The organism is Streptomyces monticola (genome assembly GCF_042665355.1).
GTDB classification, from domain to species: Bacteria; Actinomycetota; Actinomycetes; order Streptomycetales; family Streptomycetaceae; genus Streptomyces; species Streptomyces monticola.
In genome coordinates, this window is record NZ_JBHTCF010000008.1 from 325,840 (window position 1) to 344,440 (window position 18,601).

Genomic DNA, 18,601 nt, shown 5'->3' on the forward strand with positions numbered 1-18,601 from the left:
AACAAAAAGCCCGAACACAAGCCGTGCCCGGGCAGTACATGGTGCGAAGCGCAGGGTGAACGTAGCGCCGAAGATTCGCCAGCGGCAACGACTTCCCGCAGAAAGGTGGGGTGTTGGGCGCAACGTGCGCGTCGCCGTGCGGTTGCAGTTGAGAGAAGCAACCATCAGCCCCCTGTTGGATCACGTACCGGTGGGCCTAGCATCGCCATCCGACCCGCGTGATCCCCGTCACTCCATCACCGCGAGGTCGTATGTCACACACCGCCGCCCCAGTGTCGCTAGGAGATTCCGTGTCCACCGATGCACCACCACCGTCGAAGGGCGGTCCGCCCGACAGTCCCGCCGCTCCCTCGACGGAGGCATTCCGTGAGGTGCAGGAGAGTGCGGAATTCGGCGAACTGCGCCGTTCACACCGCTCCTTCGCCTTCCCTCTGACGATCACCTTCATCATCTGGTACCTGCTGTACGTGCTGTTCTCGAACTACGCGGGCGGCTTCATGGGCACCAAGCTGTTCGGCAACATCAACGTCGCGCTCGTCTTCGGCATCCTGCAGTTCGTCAGCACCTTCCTCATCGCCTGGTTCTACTCGCGGCACGCCGCGGCCAAGCTCGACCCCAAGGCCGAGGCGATCAAGTCCCGTATGGAGGCCGAGGCATGAGCCAGAATGTCCTGCTCGCGGCCTCCGAGGTCACCGAGCACCGGCCGCTGATCATGTCCCTGTTCGGCCTCTTCGTCCTGGCCACCCTGGGCATCACCGTATGGGCGGGCCGGCAGACCAAGAGCGCCGCCGACTTCTACGCGGGCGGCCGCCAGTTCACCGGCTTCCAGAACGGCCTCGCCATCTCCGGCGACTACATGTCCGCGGCGTCGTTCCTCGGTATCGCGGGCGCCATCGCCCTCTTCGGCTACGACGGCTTCCTCTACTCCATCGGCTTCCTCGTGGCCTGGCTCGTGGCCCTGCTCCTGGTCGCCGAACCGCTGCGCAACTCCGGCCGGTTCACCATGGGCGACGTCCTCGCCTACCGGATGCGCCAGCGCCCGGTGCGGACCGCCGCCGGCGCCTCCACCATCGTCGTCTCGATCTTCTATCTGCTCGCGCAGATGGCGGGCGCGGGCGTCCTGGTCTCGCTGCTCCTCGGCATCACCACCGACGCCGGCAAGATCGGCATCGTCGCCCTGGTCGGCGTCCTGATGATCGTGTACGTCACCATCGGCGGCATGAAGGGCACCACCTGGGTGCAGATGGTCAAGGCGGTGCTGCTCATCGGCGGCACCCTCCTGATCACCTTCCTGATCCTGCTGAAGTTCAACTTCAACGTCTCCGACCTGCTCGGCACGGCCGCCTCCAACAGCGGCAAGGGGTCGGCGTTCCTGGAGCCCGGACTCAAGTACGGGCTCACCGCCACCTCGAAGCTGGACTTCATCTCCCTCGGCATCGCCCTGGTGCTCGGCACCGCGGGCCTGCCGCACATCCTGATCCGCTTCTACACGGTGCCCACGGCCAAGGCCGCCCGTAAGTCAGTGAACTGGGCCATCGGCATCATCGGCGCCTTCTACCTGATGACGATCGTCCTCGGCTTCGGTGCCGCCGCGCTGCTCAAGCCGGCCGACATCATCGCCTCCAACAAGGCGGGCAACACGGCGGCACCGCTGGCCGCCTTCGAGATCGGCGGCGGCGGAGGCTCGGCCGGCGGTGCGATCCTGCTCGCCGTGATCTCCGCGGTCGCCTTCGCCACCATCCTCGCGGTGGTCGCGGGCCTGACCCTGGCGTCCTCGTCGTCCTTCGCGCACGACATCTACGCCAATGTCATCCGCAAGGGACAGGCCACCGAGAAGGAAGAGGTCCGCGCGGCCCGCTGGGCGACGGTCCTCATCGGTGTCGTGTCCATCGCGCTCGGCGCCATGGCCCGCGATCTGAACGTGGCAGGCCTGGTCGCCCTGGCCTTCGCGGTCGCCGCGTCCGCCAACCTGCCGACCATCCTCTACAGCCTGTTCTGGAAGAAGTTCACCACCCAGGGCGCGCTGTGGTCGATCTACGGCGGTCTCGCCTCGTCCGTGCTCCTGGTGCTGTTCTCGCCGGTGGTCTCGGGCAAGCCCACCTCGATGTTCCCGGGCGTCGACTTCCACTGGTTCCCGCTGGAGAACCCGGGCATCATCTCGATCCCGCTGGGCTTCCTGCTCGGCTGGCTCGGCACGGTCCTGTCGAAGGAGGAGCCCGACACCGGCAAGTACGCCGAGCTGGAGGTGCGCTCCCTCACCGGGACCGGGGCGCACTGACCCGACGCGCCACCGTATGCCGGCGCGGCCGTGTCGTAGCTCTCTACGACGCGGCCGCGCCGGTCCTCGTGGGATCGGGACGCTGTCGGTGTCAGTGGCGTCACGTAGTCTCGGAGACGACACGATCAGGACAGGGAGGGGGCCGACATGCTCATCGACACCTATGGCCGAGTAGCCACCGACCTGCGGGTCTCACTGACCGACCGGTGCAACCTGCGGTGCACGTACTGCATGCCCGAAGAGGGTCTGCAGTGGCTGGCCAAGCCCGACCTGCTCACGGACGACGAAATCGTCCGCCTCGTCCGGATCGCCGTCACCCGGCTCGGCATCACCGAGGTCCGTTTCACCGGCGGTGAGCCGCTGCTCCGCCCCGGCCTGGTCGGGATCGTCGAGCGCTGCGCCGCCCTGGAGCCGCGCCCCAAGATGTCCCTGACGACCAACGGCATCGGACTCAAGCGCACCGCCGAGGCCCTCAAGGCGGCCGGCCTCGACCGCGTCAATGTCTCCCTGGACACCCTGCGCCCCGACGTCTTCAAGACCCTCACCCGCCGTGACCGCCACCACGACGTCCTGGACGGCATGGCCACAGCCCGCGAGGCCGGCCTGACCCCGGTCAAGGTCAACGCCGTCCTGATGCCCGGCCTGAACGCCGACGAGGCCCCCGACCTCCTCGCCTGGGCCGTGGAGAACGACTACGAACTGCGTTTCATCGAGCAGATGCCCCTGGACGCCCAGCACGGCTGGAAGCGCGACGGCATGATCACAGCCGGTGACATCCTGGAGTCCCTGCGCACCCGCTTCACGCTCACCGAAGAGGGCCAGGAAGAGCGCGGCTCGGCCCCCGCGGAGCGCTGGGTGGTGGACGGCGGCCCCCACACCGTCGGCGTGATCGCCTCGGTGACCCGCCCCTTCTGCGCCGCCTGCGACCGCACCCGCCTCACCGCCGACGGCCAGATCCGCACCTGCCTCTTCGCCACCGAGGAGACCGATCTGCGCGCGGCCCTGCGCTCGGAGGCGCCGGACGAGGAGATCGCCCGGATCTGGAAGCTGGCGATGTGGGGCAAGAAGGCCGGTTCGGGTCTGGACGACCCGACGTTCCTGCAGCCCAACCGGCCCATGTCGGCGATCGGCGGCTGAGTCGGCGCTCCGGGCGCCGAGGAGTCGGCAATCCGGCGCCGAGCAGTCAGCGATCCGGCGCCGACTCCCACTCCTCAAGGCCGACGACATCCTTGAGGAAGCCCCGCACCCCGAGGAACTTCGACAGATGCTCGCGGTGCTCCTCGCACGCGAGCCAGGTCTTACGGCGCTCCGGCGTATGCAGCTTGGGGTTGTTCCATGCGAGGACCCACACCGCGTCGGCGCGACAGCCCTTGGCGGAGCACTGTGGGATGGACGGCTGCTCGGGGGAGGTACCGGGAAGGTTCACGCCTCAACCCTAAACAACGCGGAAAAGGCGACGCCGAGCAGCCACGGGGGGAGCTGCCCGGCGTCGGTCCGTCGCTCCGACGGGGGATGCGGAGCGCGTACGAAGTATGTCATGGGGGACCCCATGCGGTGCACCGGAACTACATGATTGATCTGAGCTTTTCTTGAGCTTTGCAGACCGGTGCAGGTCAGGTCTGCTCCCGGCCTTGATCGTGGATGCGTCCGGAGCCCGCTTCCGCCGTCGTCTCCGAGGCCTCCGATCGCCATGCCGACGCACCGTCAGAGGGCTCCGCGGGCGGGTTCAGCATCGGCCGCACCGGGGCGGGCACAAAGGTCGACGGCAGGGAAGGGGCGCTCTCCCGGCCCGCGTTGGCGATCACCACGGAGATGTAGGGAAGCAGCACACCGAGGACGAGGGCGACGATCGCGACGTGCCGTTCGACGTTCCACAGTACCGCCGCGAGGATCACCGAGAGCGTCCGCACGCTCATCGAGATCACATAGCGCCGCTGCCGTCCGCGCACATCGTCGTTGAGACCCTGCCTGGCTCCGGTGATCCGGAAGACCTCGACGTTGCTCTGCTTCCGCATCGCGTTCCACCACCCCACCGGCTGCACCGGTCTGTCCCCGGCCCGAACACGCTCCACGGTACGCCGAGGCTGCGCAGGGTACGAGACCGGGGGCGCTGTCACCTGCCCGAACCAGCCGCCTCGTACCGCGTATGGCGCTGTCCGACATGCGCCGTATGGCGGAAGGGCCGAGACTGGCCGTAACTGCTCACCGAGCCGTACTAGGAGGCAGCCATGGGCTGGTTGTGGGCGATCATTGTGGGTTTTGTGCTGGGGCTACTCGCCAAGGCGATTCTCCCCGGAAAGCAGCACATGCCGCTGTGGCTGACCACGGTGCTCGGCATCATCGGCGGCGTCGTCGGCAACTCGCTGGCCGCGTCCTTCGGAATCGCCGAGACCAAGGGCATCGACTGGGGCAGGCACGCCCTGCAGATCGTGGCGGCGGTGGTGCTCGTGTTCCTCGGTGACTTCATCTACAAGATGGTGCGAGGCAACAGACAGGTGACCTGAGCCGCATACGCGCGTGAAAAAGGGGCCGGCCCACCATGGGCCGGCCCCTTTCTCGCGGTACTCACGCGCCTGTGACCTCGACCGCCGCCAGGTTCTTCTTGCCCCGGCGCAGGACCAGCCAGCGGCCGTGCAGGAGATCCGCACGGCTCGGTACGGCGTCCTCGGCGGTCACCTTCACGTTGTTCACGTACGCCCCGCCCTCCTTGACCGTGCGGCGGGCGGCCGACTTGCTCGCCACCAGGCCGACCTCGGCGAAGAGGTCCACCACCGGGCCTGGCTCGGCGACCTGGGCGCCCGGCAGCTCCGACAGGGCGGCACTCAGTGTCGCCTCATCGAGATCACCGAGCTCGCCCTGCCCGAACAGCGCCTTCGACGCGGCGATGACCGCCGCGCACTGCTCGGCGCCGTGCACCAGGGTGGTGAGCTCCTCGGCCAGCGCACGCTGCGCGGTGCGGGCCTGCGGCCGCTCCTCGGTGACCTTCTCCAGCTCCTCCAGCTCCTCGCGGGACTTGAAGCTGAGGATGCGCATGTACGTGGAGATGTCACGGTCGTCGACGTTCAGCCAGAACTGGTAGAAGGCGTACGGCGTCGTCATCTGCGGGTCGAGCCAGATGGCGCCGCCCTCGGTCTTGCCGAACTTGGTGCCGTCCGCCTTGGTCATCAGCGGCGTCGAGTACGCGTGCACCTCGGCGTCCGGCTCCAGGCGGTGGATCAGGTCGATGCCCGCCGTGAGGTTGCCCCACTGGTCGCTGCCGCCCTGCTGGACGACACAGCCATGGCGCCGGTACAGCTCGAGGAAGTCCATGCCCTGCAGCAGCTGGTAGCTGAACTCCGTGTAGCTGATGCCTTCCTGGGACTCGAGGCGACGGGCCACGGAGTCCTTCGTGAGCATCTTGTTGACCCGGAAGTGCTTGCCGATGTCACGCAGGAACTCGATCGCGGACATGCCCGCGGTCCAGTCCAGGTTGTTCACCATCTGCGCGGCGTTCTCGCCCTCGAAGGACAGGAACGGCTCGATCTGGGCGCGCAGGCGCTGCACCCAGTTCGCCACCGTCTCCGGGTCGTTCAGCGTGCGCTCCGCGGTCGGCCGCGGGTCGCCGATCTGGCCGGTGGCCCCGCCGACGAGAGCGAGCGGCCGGTGCCCGGCCTGCTGCATCCGGCGCAGGGTGAGCACCTGCACGAGGTGGCCCACGTGCAGGCTCGCCGCCGTCGGGTCGAAACCGCAGTAATACGTGACGGGACCGTCCGCGAGCGCCTTGCGCAGTGCGTCTTCGTCAGTGGACTGGGCGAAAAGGCCGCGCCACTTCAGCTCGTCGACGATGTCCGTCACGGTTCTCGTATCTCCTCGGGTGAATTCGGCCGCTGCGTACGGGCAGCTGGGTACGAGGTTATACGCCCTGGCTGACAGAGCTCATATTGAAGTCCGGCACCCGCAGCGCGGGCATCGCGGCCCGTGTGAAGTAGTCGCCCCACTCGCGCGGCAGCGTCTTCTCCGTACGGCCCGCCTCGGACGCCCGGCCGAGCAGGCCGACCGGCGACTCGTTGAACCGGAAGTTGTTCACCTCGCCGACCACTTCGCCGTTCTCCACCAGATACACGCCGTCACGCGTGAGCCCGGTCAGGAGCAGCGACGCCGGGTCGACCTCGCGGATGTACCACAGGCAGGTCAGCAGCAGACCACGCTCCGTGGCCGCCACCATCTCGTCCAGGGAGCGCTCGCCGCCGCCGTCCAGGATCAGATTGTCGATGCCCGGCGCGACGGGCAGACCGGTCAGGCCCGCGCTGTGCCGGGTGGTCAGGAGATGGGCGAGCTTTCCGTCGCGCAGCCAGTCGGTGGGGCCGAGCGGCAGGCCGTTGTCGAAGACCGAGGAGTCGTCACCGGAAGTGTGCGCGAGCACGAACGGGGCGGATTCCAGACCGGGTTCGTGCGGGTCGCTGCGCAGTGTCAGGGGCAGCTCGGACAGCTTCTCGCCCACGCGCGTGCCGCCGCCCGGAGTGGAGAAGACCGTACGGCCCTCTGCGGCGTCCCTGGCACCCGCCGACCAGTACTGGTAGATCAACAGATCCGCCACCGCGCTCGGCGGCAGCAGCGTCTCGTAGCGCCCGGCGGGCAGGTCGATACGGCGCTCGGCCCAGCCGAGCCGGACGGCGAGCTCCGCGTCGAGGGCCGCCGGGTCGACGTCCTTGAAGTCCCGCGTGGAGCGGCCGGCCCAGGCGGAGCGGGTGCGGTCGGGGGACTTGGCGTTCACCTCAAGCGTGCCGTTCGGCTGGTCGTGCCTGAGCCTGAGCCCCGCGGACGTACCGACATAGCTGGAGGTCAGCTCGTGGTTGGCGAAGCCGTACAGCTCGCGGCCGCCCGCACGCGCGCGTGCGAAGGCCTCCCCCAGAGCGGGCGCGAAGTCGGCGAAGACGGCCGATGTGGTCTCGGCGGGCGCGTCCGTGAAGTCGGGGGACTGCTCCACCCCCGTCACCAGGGGCTGCGCGTCCTCGGCGGGCCCGGCGGAACGCGCGGCCCCCTCAGCGGCCCGCACGATGTCCTCGAGATCGTCAGCGGTGACCGCCGAGCGCGAGACGACACCGGACGCGGTGCCCTCCTTGCCGTCGACGGTGGCGATGACGGTGAGGGTGCGCCCGCGCGTGACGCCGTTGGTGGTCAGGGCGTTGCCCGCCCAGCGCAGATTCGCCGTCGACTCCTCGTCGGCGATCACCACACAGCCGTCGGCCCTGGACAGTTCGAGGGCGCGCTCGACGACCTCGTGCGGCCTGTTGATACGAGAAGTCGCCGTACTCATCGACCCGCCTCCTGCGTCGTATTGAGACTGTGCTTGCCCGGGGGACGACCCCCGGACCCCCGGCCGGAGGGCGCCTGGCGAACCCGGCTCGTCATCGACCCGCCTCCTGCGTCGTATTGAGACTGTGCTTGCCCGGGGGACGACCCCCGGACCCCCGGCCGGAGGGCGCCTGGCGAACCCGGCTCGTCATCGACCCGCCTCCTGCGTCGTATTGAGGATGTTCACGCCCTGGAAGAGGGCGGAGGGGCAGCCGTGCGAGACCGCCGCGACCTGACCCGGCTGGGCCTTGCCGCAGTTGAAGGCGCCGCCCAGGACATAGGTCTCGGGGCCGCCGACCGCGGCCATCGAGCCCCAGAAGTCGGTGGTCGTCGCCTGGTAGGCGACATCGCGCAGCTGGCCCGCGAGCCGGCCGTTCTCGATCTTGAAGAAGCGCTGCCCTGTGAACTGGAAGTTGTAGCGCTGCATGTCGATGGACCAGGAGCGGTCGCCGATCACGTAGATACCGCGTTCCACGCCCGCGATGAGCTCGTCCGTCGAGGGCCCGTCCGGCGCGGGCTGCAGCGATACGTTCGCCATCCGCTGCACCGGTACGTGCCCGGGGGAGTCGGCGAAGGCGCAGCCGTTGGACCGCTCGAAGCCGGTGAGCTTCGCGATCCGGCGGTCCAGCTGGTAGCCGACCAGGGTGCCGTCCTTGACCAGGTCCCAGGACTGGCCGGCCACGCCCTCGTCGTCGTAGCCGATGGTCGCGAGGCCGTGCTCGGCGGTGCGGTCACCGGTGACGTTCATGATCTCGGAGCCGTACTTGAGCTTGCCGAGCTGGTCGAAGGTGGCGAACGAGGTGCCCGCGTAGGCCGCTTCGTAGCCGAGCGCGCGGTCCAACTCCGTTGCGTGGCCGATCGATTCGTGGATCGTCAGCCACAGGTTGGAGGGGTCCACCACCAGGTCGTAGGTGCCCGCCTCGACGCTCGGCGCCCGCATCTTCTCCGCGAGGAAGCCCGGGATCTGGGCGAGCTCCGCGTCCCAGTCCCAGACATCGCCCGTCAGATACTCCCAGCCGCGCCCCACCGGCGGCGCGATGGTCCGCATCGAGTCGAACTCACCGCTCTTGTCGTCCACGGCGACCGCGGTCAGCTGCGGGTGCAGCCGGACCCGCTCCTGTGTGGTGACGGTGCCCGCGGTGTCGGCGTAGAACTTGTTCTCCTGCACCGTGAGCAGCGAGGCGTCCACGTGCGCGACGCCCTCGGCCGCCAGAAGGCGTGCGCTCCACTCGGCGAGCAGGCCCGTCTTCTCCTCGGCGGGCACGTCGAAGGGGTTGGTCTCGTACGCCGAGACCCAGGTCTGCTCCGCGTGCACCGGCTCCGCGGCGAGCTCCACCCGCTCGTCGGACCCGGCCGCGGCGATCACCTGGGCCGACAGCTTCGCCATCGCGACGGCCTGGAACGCGACTCTCGCGGCCGCGTCCATCGTCAGATCCACACCGGAGGCGAAGCCCCAGGCGCCCGCGTGCACCACGCGCACCGCGTACCCGAGGTCCGTGGTGTCCGACGACCCGGAGGTACGGGCGTCCCGCAGCCGCCAGGCCGCGCTGCGTACCCGCTCGAAGCGGAAGTCGGCGTGCTCGGCGCCCAGTGCGCGGGCCCGGGCCAGCGCCGCGTCGGCCAGAGCGCGCAACGGCAGCGCCGTGAAGGACGCGTCAATGGAATGAGGCACGGATGTCTCCTGTCGGCTGCGGTCGGTGTTCCGGGGAGCGACCGGATCACTCCGATCATGTCGCGCCCTCCCGGGCGGTGTCAGTGCTTTCTGTAGAGACCCCACAGTGACGCTGGTGTGCCGCTGTCGGTGACCGATTCTCCGTATCGCGGAAGGTACCGATAGTTTGCAGAGGTATCAGACCGCTAGGGAAAGGGTGATCCGTTGAGCCGCTCGGTTCTCGTCACCGGAGGAAACCGGGGCATCGGCCTCGCCATCGCCCGCGCTTTCGCCGACGCCGGCGACAAGGTCGCGATCACCTACCGCTCGGGTGAGCCCCCGGAGGGCTTCCTTGCGGTCCGGTGTGACATCACCGATGCCGAACAGGTGGAGCAGGCCTACAAGGAGATCGAGGACAAGCAGGGTCCCGTCGAAGTCCTTGTCGCCAACGCCGGCGTCACCAAGGACCAGCTTCTGATGCGTATGTCCGAGGAGGACTTCACGTCCGTCCTCGAGACCAACCTCACCGGCACCTTCCGGGTCGTCAAGCGCGCCAACCGCGGCATGCTGCGCGCCAAGAAGGGCCGCGTCGTGCTGATCTCCTCGGTGGTCGGCCTGCTCGGCTCGGCCGGCCAGGCCAACTACGCCGCTTCCAAGGCCGGTCTGGTGGGCTTCGCACGCTCCCTGGCCCGGGAACTCGGCTCCCGCAACATCACTTTCAATGTCGTCGCGCCCGGCTTCGTCGACACCGACATGACGAAGTCGCTCACCGACGAGCAGCGTCAGAGCATCGTCGGCCAGGTGCCGCTCGGCCGTTACGCGCAGCCCGAGGAGGTCGCCGCGACGGTGCGGTTCCTCGCCTCGGACGACGCTTCGTACATCACTGGAGCCGTCATCCCCGTTGACGGCGGATTGGGCATGGGGCACTGAGACCTATGACAAACACTGGCGGAATCCTCGAGGGCAAGCGCATCCTCATCACCGGTGTGCTGATGGAGTCCTCCATCGCGTTCCACACCGCGAAGCTGGCCCAGGAGCAGGGCGCGGAGATCATCCTCACCGCCTTCCCGCGGCCCACGCTGACCGAGCGCATCGCCAAGAAGCTCCCCAAGCCCGCCAAGGTCGTCGAGCTCGACGTCTCCAACGACGAGCACCTGGCCCGGCTCGAAGGCGTGGTGCGCGAAGAGCTCGGCGGTCTCGACGGCATCGTCCACTCCATCGGCTTCGCCCCGCAGGACGCGCTCGGCGGCAACTTCCTGAACACGCCCTTCGAGTCGGTGGCCACGGCCATGCACGTCTCGGCGTTCTCCCTGAAGTCGCTGACCATGGCCTGCCTGCCGCTGATCCCGGAGGACCAGGGCGGCTCGGTCGTGGGCCTGACCTTCGACGCCCAGTACGCCTGGCCGCAGTACGACTGGATGGGTCCGGCGAAGGCCGCCCTCGAAGCGACCTCCCGCTACATGGCCCGTGACCTGGGCAAGCGCAAGATCCGCTGCAACCTCATCTCGGCCGGCCCGATCGGCTCGATGGCTGCGAAGTCCATCCCGGGCTTCTCGGAGCTGGCGTCGGTGTGGGACAACCGCTCGCCGCTGGCGTGGGACCTCGCCGACCCGGAGCCCGCGGGCCGCGGTGTCGTCGCCCTGCTCTCGGACTGGTTCCCCAAGACCACCGGCGAGATCGTGCACGTCGACGGCGGCCTGCACGCTGTGGGTGCCTGAGCCTTACGGGTCGTACGCGCCTTTCGGGTCGTACGGGCCTTTCGGGCCCCTGCGGCAGTACGCCTCTACGTTGCCGATGCCTCGTTTCCCGCACCGCGCGGGAGGCGGGGCGTCGCCCGTTCGGCCCCCTTGACCAGGCGGCCGCGGCCCGGACTGCGCACGCTGGAAGCCCAGTTCGAGTTCCCCCCTTGTGGTGCAGCCGCGGCGGCCTGACCGCCTTGCCGCAGTACGGCCGAGGAGGTCCACCAGGTGCGCAGACCACGCAGCTTCCCAACGTTGCTCGCCGGTCTCGCGCTCCTTGTCGGCCTTCCCGTCGCCCTCCCCGCGGAGGCGGCGTCACCGGCGGCGCGAGAGTCCCCGGCCGCGGCGCCCTCGCGCGCCGAGACCGCCGAGACCGCCGCGGAGCGGCCCTTCGGGGCGGAGTGCCGCACGCGCGTGGACGGCTCGCACGTCGTGGCGTACTGCCACAACCCCTATCCGGAGACCGACCGGGTCAGCCTGCACATCGAGTGCGAGCGCTGGTGGGACATCGACACCGACAGCGCGCGCGTGGCGACGGGACCGGCGATGACCGTGCAGCTCAGCGGCCGCTGCTGGAAAGAGATCGGCTCGGCCTGGGTCAGCCACACGCGCTGACCGTCCCTGTGGGTGGGGCAACCGGGGCCTTCACGCCTGAGCGTCGCCGAACAGCTCGGGGCGGCACATGAAGGGGTACCCGGCGGCCTCCGCCGCCGCTGTCTCGGGGTCGCCCGCGCGGATCGCGTCGAGGAGCCGCGCGTGGTCCATGTGGGTCTCGGGGCTCAGGTCCTCGCTCACGTCATCGCGCAGCCAGGCGCGCAGCACCTCGCCCAAGTCGGCGTACAGCGCGGTCAGTACGTCGTTGTGGCCGGCCGAGACCACGGCCATGTGGAAGGTGGCGTCGGCCTCGATGAAGGCCTCGCGCTCGCCTGCCGCCCAGGCCTCCTCACGGCGCGCGAGCAGTGCGTCGAGCTGCTTGAGCTCGCGCTCCGTGCGGCGCTCGGCGGCCCGCTTCGCGGCGGTGGACTCGAGCGTCGAGCGCAGTTCCGCGATGTGCCGGGGGTCGGCGTCGGCGAACCTGCGGTGCATCACGCCCGCCAGTTCGCTGGTCGCCACGACATAGGTGCCCGAGCCCTGGCGGATGGCCAGGAGGCCGTTGTGGGCCAGGGCGCGCACCGCCTCGCGCACCGTGTTGCGGGCCACGCCCAGCTGCTCGACCAGCTCGGGTTCGGTGGGGATACGGGAGCCGACCGGCCACTCGCCCGAGGTGATCTGGTTCCGCAGCTCCGCGATGACCTGGTCGGCGAGGGCGGAGCGCCGGGGAGACGTCAGTGGCATCGGGCTTCCTTCACTACGCAGCAACGCACTGGACAAGCAATCATCCCATGATTCTATGATGGCTCCCATGGCACGTGAGGAAACCCAGACGACGACCCAGGCACCACCGCGCACGGCAGAGCCGCAGACCCTCACCGAACCGCCCGCCACGCGCGCGTGGGCCACGCGGCTGGTGATGGTCGGCATCGTGCTCGCGGCACTCAACCTGCGTCCCGCCATCACCAGTCTCGGCGCCCTCCTCGAAGAGGTGCGTGACGGGCTCGGTATGAGCGGCAGCGTCGCCGGCCTGCTCACCTCCGTACCGCCCCTGTGCTTCGCCGCCTTCGGTGTGATGGCGCCGCGCCTCGCCCGCCGCTTCGGTCCGGCCGCCGTGGTCTGCGCCGGCATGGTCGCGATCGCCGCGGGGCTGACGATCCGGCCCTTCGCGGGCGGTACGCCCGGCTTCCTCGCGGCCAGCGCGCTCGCCCTGATGGGCATCGCCGTCAGCAATGTGCTGATGCCGGTGATCGTGAAGCGCTGGTTCCCCGACCGGGTCGGCTCCATGACCGGGCTCTACTCGATGGCCCTCGCCCTCGGTACGTCCCTCGCGGCTGCCGCCACGGTGCCCATGACCGCCGCCCTCGGCGGCGGGTGGCAGGCCGGTCTCGGCATCTGGGCCCTGGTGGCCGCCGTCGCGGTGCTGCCCTGGCTTCCGCTGGTACGCGACCGGGGCCCGGGCTCCACGCGGCAGCGGACCGCACCGGCAGGCGCCGCCGAAGAGCGCGCGCCCGAGGGGCGTGCCGACGGAGGGCGTGCCGCCGAAGAGCGCGCCGACGAAGGGCGTGCCGCCGAGGAAAGCCGAGGCTCCGCGGGGGCGTCGGGCTCCGCCGGAACATCCGGTTCCGCCAGCGGTGCCGGATCGCAGCCGGCCGCCGCCGACGGGCTGCGGATCACGCGCAGCCGCACCGCCTGGGCGCTCGCCGTCTTCTTCGGCCTCCAGGCCACCGGCGCCTACATCACCATGGGCTGGATGCCGCAGATCTTCCGGGACGCCGGCGTTCCGGCGTCCACCGCGGGTGTGTTGCTCGCCGTGACCATGGCGATGGGCGTGCCGCTCGCGTTCGTCATCCCGCGGGTGGCCGCGCGGATGCGGAACCAGGGCCCGATCGCCGTGGCCCTCGCCCTGTGCGGCCTGACCGGCTACGCGGGGCTCTACCTCGCCCCGTCCGGCGGTGCCTGGGCCTGGGCGCTGCTGCTCGGCGTCTCCAACTGCGCCTTCCCGCTCGCCCTCACCATGGTGGGCATGCGCGCGGGCACCGGTGCCGGGGTCGCCAAGCTGTCCGCCTTCGCCCAGAGCACGGGCTATCTGATCTCGATCCCGGGACCGCTCCTCGTCGGTGTGCTCTACCAGCACAGCGGCGGCTGGGGTCTGCCCATCGCGCTCATGGCGGGGCTCATGGTCCCCCAGATCGCGGTCGGCATCCTGGCGGGGCGCAACCGCACCGTCGAGTCGGAGCTGGCGGCCAGGACGGCCGTGACACCGGCCTGACACCACGTGGCCCGGTCTCGGTCCGGCCCGGGTCCCGATCCGGGTCCCGGCCCGGTTGGGCCCCGCTCCCGGCCGCCCCCGCCGCCGGAGGAACGGTCAAAGGGTGCGAGACTGGCGCTATGCCTGTGCTCGACCCGAACCCCCAGAACGGCCAGAAGAAGCTCCTCGTCGTGCTCGGTGCGATGCTGGCCATCACCGTCATCATCGGCATCATCGCGTCCATCGCCTCGCCCTGAAGCCGCCGGTGACGGCGCGCTGACCGGGTGGCCCGGCGGTGGGGTCCGACGGCGATGGTGGGGTTTACCCCCCATCCCCTAGGGGGCCGGTCTCAGGGTCAAGTGGGTGGATCACCGGATGGGTTGAGGTCGCGCAAGACCGTAGTTTCGATGTGTACCGCGAAGGCGCGGCGCACACAGCACTCGAAACCGCGGAGGCGATATGCCGGCCCCTACGCACACCAGGTCCACCTCGCGACCGCGGGGCGTCGGAGCCAGTCTGCCCTGGTGGGCCCTCGCCCTGCCCGCCCTCGCGTTCACGGCGCTGCTGCTCCTCGTGCTCGACCCGGCGGAGGCCCACGCGGCCACCGGTGAGCCCGCGGTCATGGACTTCCTCCGGCAGATACGGCAGGCGCTGCTGTTCTAGCCGGGGCGCACGCGTGGCGCACGCCCCAAGGGTGGCGCCCGCCGGGAGCCGGGGCCTGAGCGCTCTGCGGAGCCCCTTGTTCCGCGCCCCCGCGAGCCGCCGGTCACCCGTGTGGGCAGACCACCTCAACTCCCAGCGCCCCATGGCACGTTTCGTGCGAAGCTGGGACGCATGAGCGTCGATACACCCCGCAGGATTGTCCTTCTCCGGCATGCGAAGGCCGACTGGCCACAGGTGTCCGACCACGAGCGGCCGCTCGCCGAGCGCGGCCGCAAGGACGCCCCCGCCGCCGGCCTGAGACTGGCCGAGTCCGGCATCGACTTCGACCTGGCCATCTGCTCGACCTCCGCGAGGACCCGCGAGACCTGGAAGCTCGCCGTCCAGGAGCTGCCGCGCCGTCCGAAGACCGTCTACGAGGAGCGTGTCTACGAAGCCTCGCCCGGTGACCTGATCGCCGTGCTCAACGAAGTCCCGGACGACGTGGCCGATGTCCTCCTGATCGGCCACAACCCCGGTATCCAGGGTCTCGCCGATGTCCTCGCGGGAGCCTCGGAGGGTGACGCCATGACGCGCATGAGCCGCCGTGGCTTCCCGACGTCGGCCATCGCGATCCTGACGTACACAGGCTCCTGGAAGGGTGTGGAACCCGGAGCGGCCGCCTTGGCCGACTTCTGGGCGCCGCACGAGTAGCGAGCGCTCCGTCCGTAACACCCCCGTGTGACCGGCCAGTTGACCGCGACAGAGGGGCCCGGCCCACCGCTTCGGTGACCCGGGCCCCTCGTGTCGTCGTCCGTGTCTCGGTCGTCCGTGCCTCAGTCGTCGTGGGTGTCCGCCAGTTCGACCTCTTCGCGGGTGACGCCGAGGAGATACAGGACGGTGTCGAGGAAGGGCACGTTCACGGCCGTGTGCGCGGCCTCGCGCACCAGGGGCTTGGCGTTGAAGGCGACCCCGAGGCCCGCCGCGTTGAGCATGTCCAGGTCGTTGGCGCCGTCGCCGATCGCCACGGTCTGTTCGAGCGGCACCCCGGCCTCGGCGGCGAATCGGCGCAGGAGGCGGGCCTTGCCCGCACGGTCCACGACCTCGCCGGTGACCTTGCCGGTCAGCTTGCCGTCGACGATCTCCAGGGTGTTGGCGTGCGCGAAGTCGAGGCCCAGACGCTCCTTGAGGTCATCGGTGACCTGGGTGAACCCGCCCGAGACGACGCCCACTTGGTAGCCGAGGCGCTTCAGCGTACGGATCAGGGTGCGGGCGCCCGGGGTCAGCCGTACCTCGGTGCGCACCTTGTCCACCACAGAGGCGTCCAGGCCGCCGAGCAGCGCCACGCGCGCGTGCAGGGACTGCTCGAAGTCCAGCTCACCGCGCATCGCGGCCGACGTCACCTCGGCGACCTTGTCCTCGCAGCCGGCGTGCGCGGCGAACAGCTCGATGACCTCGTCCTGGATCAGGGTCGAGTCGACATCCATCACGATCAGGCGCTGCGCGCGCCGGTGCAGACCGGCCGCGACCACGGCCACATCCACGCCCTGCGCCGCGGCCTCTATGGCGAGCGCGGTGCGCAGGGGCTCGGTCTCGGTGCCGGACACGGCGAACTCCACTGCCGTGACCGGGTACTTGGCGAGCCGGAAGATACGGTCGATATTGCCGCCGGTGTCCGTGATGCGCGCGGCGATCGCCGCTGTCGACTCGGCGGTGAGGGGGTGACCGAGCACGGTGACATGCGAACGGCCCTCGCCGCGCGGCCGGTTGTCGCCGATACCGGAGATGATCTCGGCCTGCATCTTCAACGACTCGGCCCAGCTGTGCACCGTGGAGCGCAGCTCGCCCTCGCTGCCCGCGGCCGGCGCGGTGACGAGCGCGCACAGCATGATGCGGCCACGGGTGACGACCTGCTCCAGGTCGACCACGTCGACGGAGAAGGCGGCAAGGGTGTCGAAGAGCCCTGCGGTGAGGCCGGGCCTGTCCTTGCCGAAAATCTTGACGAGGAGAGTGGGGACGTCAGCGGTGTAGGGGGGCTGCGATGCGCTCATGGTGAGCACCACGGTATCGGGCACTGCGTGCCACGTGTTGAGGTGTCCCGCGTGGCGGACAGGCACCCGGCCCCGAGCCCCGGCCCTCGGGCCTGCCCCCGGCTCCGAGCCCCGGCGCTCAGGCCTGCCCCCGGCCCCGAGCCCTCCTGGCCCTCAGCCCCGTCTCCGGCCCTCAGCCCTGCCCCCGGGGCGGCCGGTCCGGGGGCGGCGGCCCCGGCCTGCGCGGCGGGGGAGTACGCGGCGGCGGATTCCGTGGGGGAGGAGGCGGTGGCGGGGGCACCGGCCAGCCGCGCTGCTCACCGTCACGCCCGCGTTCCCGTTCCCGCCCGGCCCCCTCCTGGCCCTCGCGCTCCCGCTCCCGTTCCGGCGGGCGCCGCCGTGGCACAGGCGGGGGCGGTGTGAGCGGGCCCGCGACCGTCTCGGCGCTGTACACGTCGTTGCCGCCGCCGGGAGGCCGCAGATACGGGTTCGCCTCGGTGGGCGCGGAGTGGTGTGCCGGGCCCGGTCCATAAGGCCCCGCGGCCTCGCCCCGGGAGCCTCCCGCCTTTTGGGGGCCCGCACGTCCGGGCCCCTGCGAGGTAGCCGTACCGGCCCCCTCCGGGAGATACGAGGGCGGCGCCGGAAACGGTTCCGCCCGCCCCGCCCGCGGGGTGCCCCCGGCCAGCGGCGCCACTCCGCTGCCGGCCGCCCCGCTCACGTACGCCAGAAGCGCGCCGAGCGCCCCGGCCCCCGCGCCCCACGCGGCCCCGAGCAGCAGTGCCGTCCCTGCCTGGCCGCGCAGTTCGATCCCGGCGCCGAAGGCATCGATGCCGAGTACCGACAGGGACGCGTCGGCCGAGACGGCCGTGAGCCACACGAGCAGCGGCAGCGCGAGCGCCGTGACCGCGCCGAGCCGCACCGCGCAGCGTGCCGCGAAGGCCGGCGCGCGCTGGCCGCCGAGCGGAGTGCGGACGGCCGTGAGCACACCGGCGTAGAGCATCGTCACGGCGGCCGCGAGCAGCAGGAGCCAGACGCGGCTGTCGAGTTCGGCGAGCCGGGGCAGTGTCACGGGTTCGGCGGCCGAGAGCCGCAGTAGTTCGTCGACGGGGTCGGGCAGGACCTGCGCCAGTTCGCCCGTGGCCTTGCCGTTCCAGGGCACGAGGAGCCCGACCGGCACGCCGAGCCACACCCCGTTGGGTGCCCCGAGCAGCGCCGCGCCCGCGATCCGCCGCGGATGGTCGTCCCCCGCCATCGCGTACGCCGCCGCTGCCAGACCCGCGAGCACCGCCACGAGCAACACCGCGACCAGGGCGGACGCGGCCGGGCGCACCACGCGGTGCACCGCTTCGAGCCGGGCCGGCAGCGGCGTACGGCGGGAGGCGAGCAGCGCGATCAGCAGCACGCCGCCCACCCACAGCGCACCGCCGAGCAGCGAGGCACCGGTGTCGACGGTGAAGCCCACGGAGGCCTCGGCGTCCACGAGGTCGCCGATCCTGTCCGGAAGCAGCCCCCCGATATCGCCGAGCCCATCGGGCAGTTTGTCCTTGATGTCGTCGGTGAGACCGCCGCCCGGCCCTTCGTCGAGCCCGAGCGAGCCGCCGTCGATCGTGATGGTGTCGTGACCGGCCCAGGCGAGCCCGGCCAGCATGGCCAGGAACAACGTCGCCACCGAGCCCACGCGGGCGGCGAGTTCGGCGGGTGTGATCACCACGCCCGCGGCGCGCAGGGAGCGCAGGAAGAAGAAGGCAAGCAGCAGGGCACCGGTCAAACCCACACCCAAGGGCGTCACTTCGATGGCGGTGGTCGCCTCGGCCCCGTCGAGACCGAAGGCGGAGACATCCCCGGACGGTGTGACGGAGCCGCCTGCGCCGAGCACCACCACGGCCGCGGTCATCGGGCCGAGGGAGCCCGCGGAGTCGGCGTCCAGGAGATGGAGCCCGAGCGCCGCGACGCCCGCCATACCGATCATCGCCCAGCTCACCGAGGCGACCGCGGCGAGCAGCACCTCGCCCCAGCGCACCCCGGGTGCGGCGGTCGCCAGGGGTGCGGCCGGTCGTGCGCCGCCGGTCGCGCCCGCTTCCATGAGGC

The 18,601-nt window shown here is 70.6% G+C and carries 19 protein-coding genes; 11 read left to right on the top strand and 8 right to left on the bottom strand.

The genetic code is table 11. The annotated features are described in order from the left end of the window. Positions 1 to 290: 290 nt before the first annotated feature. The 3 genes from ACFQVC_RS21100 (at position 291) to moaA (ending at position 3,415) form a co-directional block, all read left to right on the top strand. Positions 291 to 659: a DUF485 domain-containing protein gene (locus ACFQVC_RS21100; protein WP_381832269.1), complete on the top strand. Its 369-nt coding sequence runs from the start codon at positions 291 to 293 to the stop codon at positions 657 to 659. Beyond that, a complete protein-coding gene (locus ACFQVC_RS21105) occupies positions 656 to 2,278 on the top strand; it encodes a solute symporter family protein (protein WP_381832270.1) in 1,623 nt (540 codons plus the stop codon). Before ACFQVC_RS21100 ends, ACFQVC_RS21105 begins: the two co-directional genes overlap by 4 nt. A gap of 147 nt (positions 2,279 to 2,425) precedes the next feature. Next, positions 2,426 to 3,415 (top strand): GTP 3',8-cyclase MoaA, encoded by a 990-nt coding sequence (gene moaA / locus ACFQVC_RS21110; protein ID WP_381832273.1) that lies wholly within the window; start codon positions 2,426 to 2,428, stop codon positions 3,413 to 3,415. Between the two features lie 46 nt (positions 3,416 to 3,461). Here moaA and ACFQVC_RS21115 read toward each other — a convergent pair whose 3' ends face one another. Then, complete coding sequence (locus ACFQVC_RS21115; protein ID WP_381832276.1) at positions 3,462 to 3,704, bottom strand: hypothetical protein; 243 nt, start codon at positions 3,702 to 3,704, stop codon at positions 3,462 to 3,464. A 187-nt stretch (positions 3,705 to 3,891) separates the two neighbouring features. Further along, positions 3,892 to 4,293 carry a DUF3099 domain-containing protein gene (locus ACFQVC_RS21120; protein ID WP_381832279.1) on the bottom strand — a complete coding sequence of 134 codons (402 nt, stop codon included), beginning with the start codon at positions 4,291 to 4,293 and terminating at the stop codon, positions 3,892 to 3,894. A 213-nt stretch (positions 4,294 to 4,506) separates the two neighbouring features. Between ACFQVC_RS21120 and ACFQVC_RS21125 the strand changes: the two genes are divergently transcribed. After that, a complete protein-coding gene (locus tag ACFQVC_RS21125) occupies positions 4,507 to 4,782 on the top strand; it encodes a GlsB/YeaQ/YmgE family stress response membrane protein (protein WP_381832282.1) in 276 nt (91 codons plus the stop codon). A gap of 61 nt (positions 4,783 to 4,843) precedes the next feature. Here the strand turns inward: ACFQVC_RS21125 and tyrS are convergent, their stop codons facing one another. The 3 genes from tyrS to ACFQVC_RS21140 all read right to left on the bottom strand — a co-directional run bounded on the left by tyrS (position 4,844) and on the right by ACFQVC_RS21140 (position 9,284). After that, complete coding sequence (gene tyrS / locus ACFQVC_RS21130) at positions 4,844 to 6,112, bottom strand: tyrosine--tRNA ligase (RefSeq protein ID WP_381832285.1); 1,269 nt, start codon at positions 6,110 to 6,112, stop codon at positions 4,844 to 4,846. A 58-nt stretch (positions 6,113 to 6,170) separates the two neighbouring features. Then, positions 6,171 to 7,574: a metallopeptidase TldD-related protein gene (locus tag ACFQVC_RS21135; RefSeq protein WP_381832287.1), complete on the bottom strand. Its 1,404-nt coding sequence runs from the start codon at positions 7,572 to 7,574 to the stop codon at positions 6,171 to 6,173. 186 nt (positions 7,575 to 7,760) lie between these two features. Continuing rightward, positions 7,761 to 9,284 carry a TldD/PmbA family protein gene (locus ACFQVC_RS21140; RefSeq protein ID WP_381832289.1) on the bottom strand — a complete coding sequence of 508 codons (1,524 nt, stop codon included), beginning with the start codon at positions 9,282 to 9,284 and terminating at the stop codon, positions 7,761 to 7,763. A 204-nt stretch (positions 9,285 to 9,488) separates the two neighbouring features. On the opposite strand from ACFQVC_RS21140, the gene fabG reads away from it, so the two are divergent. The 3 genes from fabG to ACFQVC_RS21155 all read left to right on the top strand — a co-directional run bounded on the left by fabG (position 9,489) and on the right by ACFQVC_RS21155 (position 11,617). Next, on the top strand, positions 9,489 to 10,193 hold the full coding sequence (gene fabG, locus ACFQVC_RS21145) for a 3-oxoacyl-[acyl-carrier-protein] reductase (protein WP_381832291.1): 705 nt from the start codon (positions 9,489 to 9,491) through the stop codon (positions 10,191 to 10,193). A gap of 5 nt (positions 10,194 to 10,198) precedes the next feature. Continuing rightward, positions 10,199 to 10,981 carry an enoyl-ACP reductase FabI gene (gene fabI, locus ACFQVC_RS21150; RefSeq protein ID WP_381832294.1) on the top strand — a complete coding sequence of 261 codons (783 nt, stop codon included), beginning with the start codon at positions 10,199 to 10,201 and terminating at the stop codon, positions 10,979 to 10,981. Positions 10,982 to 11,230: 249 nt separating this feature from the next. After that, on the top strand, positions 11,231 to 11,617 hold the full coding sequence (locus tag ACFQVC_RS21155; protein ID WP_381832296.1) for a hypothetical protein: 387 nt from the start codon (positions 11,231 to 11,233) through the stop codon (positions 11,615 to 11,617). Between the two features lie 30 nt (positions 11,618 to 11,647). On the opposite strand, the gene ACFQVC_RS21160 is transcribed toward ACFQVC_RS21155, so the two are convergent. Next, the gene (locus ACFQVC_RS21160) at positions 11,648 to 12,337 is read right to left on the bottom strand and encodes a FadR/GntR family transcriptional regulator (protein WP_381832299.1); all 690 of its coding nucleotides are present in this window, start codon (positions 12,335 to 12,337) and stop codon (positions 11,648 to 11,650) included. Positions 12,338 to 12,392: 55 nt separating this feature from the next. On the opposite strand from ACFQVC_RS21160, the gene ACFQVC_RS21165 reads away from it, so the two are divergent. From ACFQVC_RS21165 to ACFQVC_RS21180, 4 genes are all read left to right on the top strand, one after another. Further along, on the top strand, positions 12,393 to 13,865 hold the full coding sequence (locus ACFQVC_RS21165; RefSeq protein WP_381832302.1) for a CynX/NimT family MFS transporter: 1,473 nt from the start codon (positions 12,393 to 12,395) through the stop codon (positions 13,863 to 13,865). A gap of 119 nt (positions 13,866 to 13,984) precedes the next feature. Next, entirely contained in the window at positions 13,985 to 14,101 is a 117-nt protein-coding gene (locus ACFQVC_RS21170) for an SGM_5486 family transporter-associated protein (protein ID WP_358712790.1), read from the top strand. Between the two features lie 202 nt (positions 14,102 to 14,303). Then, positions 14,304 to 14,507 (top strand): hypothetical protein, encoded by a 204-nt coding sequence (locus ACFQVC_RS21175; protein ID WP_381832305.1) that lies wholly within the window; start codon positions 14,304 to 14,306, stop codon positions 14,505 to 14,507. A gap of 171 nt (positions 14,508 to 14,678) precedes the next feature. Continuing rightward, on the top strand, positions 14,679 to 15,197 hold the full coding sequence (locus ACFQVC_RS21180) for a SixA phosphatase family protein (protein ID WP_381832308.1): 519 nt from the start codon (positions 14,679 to 14,681) through the stop codon (positions 15,195 to 15,197). Between the two features lie 122 nt (positions 15,198 to 15,319). On the opposite strand, the gene serB is transcribed toward ACFQVC_RS21180, so the two are convergent. Both serB and ACFQVC_RS21190 read right to left on the bottom strand, forming a co-directional pair. Further along, positions 15,320 to 16,534 (bottom strand): phosphoserine phosphatase SerB, encoded by a 1,215-nt coding sequence (gene serB / locus ACFQVC_RS21185; RefSeq protein ID WP_381832311.1) that lies wholly within the window; start codon positions 16,532 to 16,534, stop codon positions 15,320 to 15,322. Positions 16,535 to 16,706: 172 nt separating this feature from the next. After that, entirely contained in the window at positions 16,707 to 18,596 is a 1,890-nt protein-coding gene (locus ACFQVC_RS21190; protein ID WP_381832314.1) for a streptophobe family protein, read from the bottom strand. Between the last annotated feature and the right edge of the window lie 5 nt (positions 18,597 to 18,601).

Excerpts from the sequence above, each read along its gene's own strand:
- ACFQVC_RS21105 (WP_381832270.1), top strand. The coding sequence starts at position 656 with ATGAGCCAGAATGTCCTGCTCGCGGCCTCCGAGGTCACCGAGCACCGG.
- moaA (WP_381832273.1), top strand. The coding sequence starts at position 2,426 with ATGCTCATCGACACCTATGGCCGAGTAGCCACCGACCTGCGGGTCTCA.
- ACFQVC_RS21120 (WP_381832279.1), bottom strand. The coding sequence starts at position 4,293 with ATGCGGAAGCAGAGCAACGTCGAGGTCTTCCGGATCACCGGAGCCAGG.
- ACFQVC_RS21125 (WP_381832282.1), top strand. The coding sequence starts at position 4,507 with ATGGGCTGGTTGTGGGCGATCATTGTGGGTTTTGTGCTGGGGCTACTC.
- ACFQVC_RS21135 (WP_381832287.1), bottom strand. The coding sequence starts at position 7,574 with ATGAGTACGGCGACTTCTCGTATCAACAGGCCGCACGAGGTCGTCGAG.
- fabI (WP_381832294.1), top strand. The coding sequence starts at position 10,199 with ATGACAAACACTGGCGGAATCCTCGAGGGCAAGCGCATCCTCATCACC.
- ACFQVC_RS21160 (WP_381832299.1), bottom strand. The coding sequence starts at position 12,337 with ATGCCACTGACGTCTCCCCGGCGCTCCGCCCTCGCCGACCAGGTCATC.
- ACFQVC_RS21165 (WP_381832302.1), top strand. The coding sequence starts at position 12,393 with ATGATGGCTCCCATGGCACGTGAGGAAACCCAGACGACGACCCAGGCA.
- ACFQVC_RS21170 (WP_358712790.1), top strand. The coding sequence starts at position 13,985 with ATGCCTGTGCTCGACCCGAACCCCCAGAACGGCCAGAAGAAGCTCCTC.
- ACFQVC_RS21175 (WP_381832305.1), top strand. The coding sequence starts at position 14,304 with ATGCCGGCCCCTACGCACACCAGGTCCACCTCGCGACCGCGGGGCGTC.
- ACFQVC_RS21180 (WP_381832308.1), top strand. The coding sequence starts at position 14,679 with ATGAGCGTCGATACACCCCGCAGGATTGTCCTTCTCCGGCATGCGAAG.
- serB (WP_381832311.1), bottom strand. The coding sequence starts at position 16,534 with ATGAGCGCATCGCAGCCCCCCTACACCGCTGACGTCCCCACTCTCCTC.
- ACFQVC_RS21190 (WP_381832314.1), bottom strand. The coding sequence starts at position 18,596 with ATGGAAGCGGGCGCGACCGGCGGCGCACGACCGGCCGCACCCCTGGCG.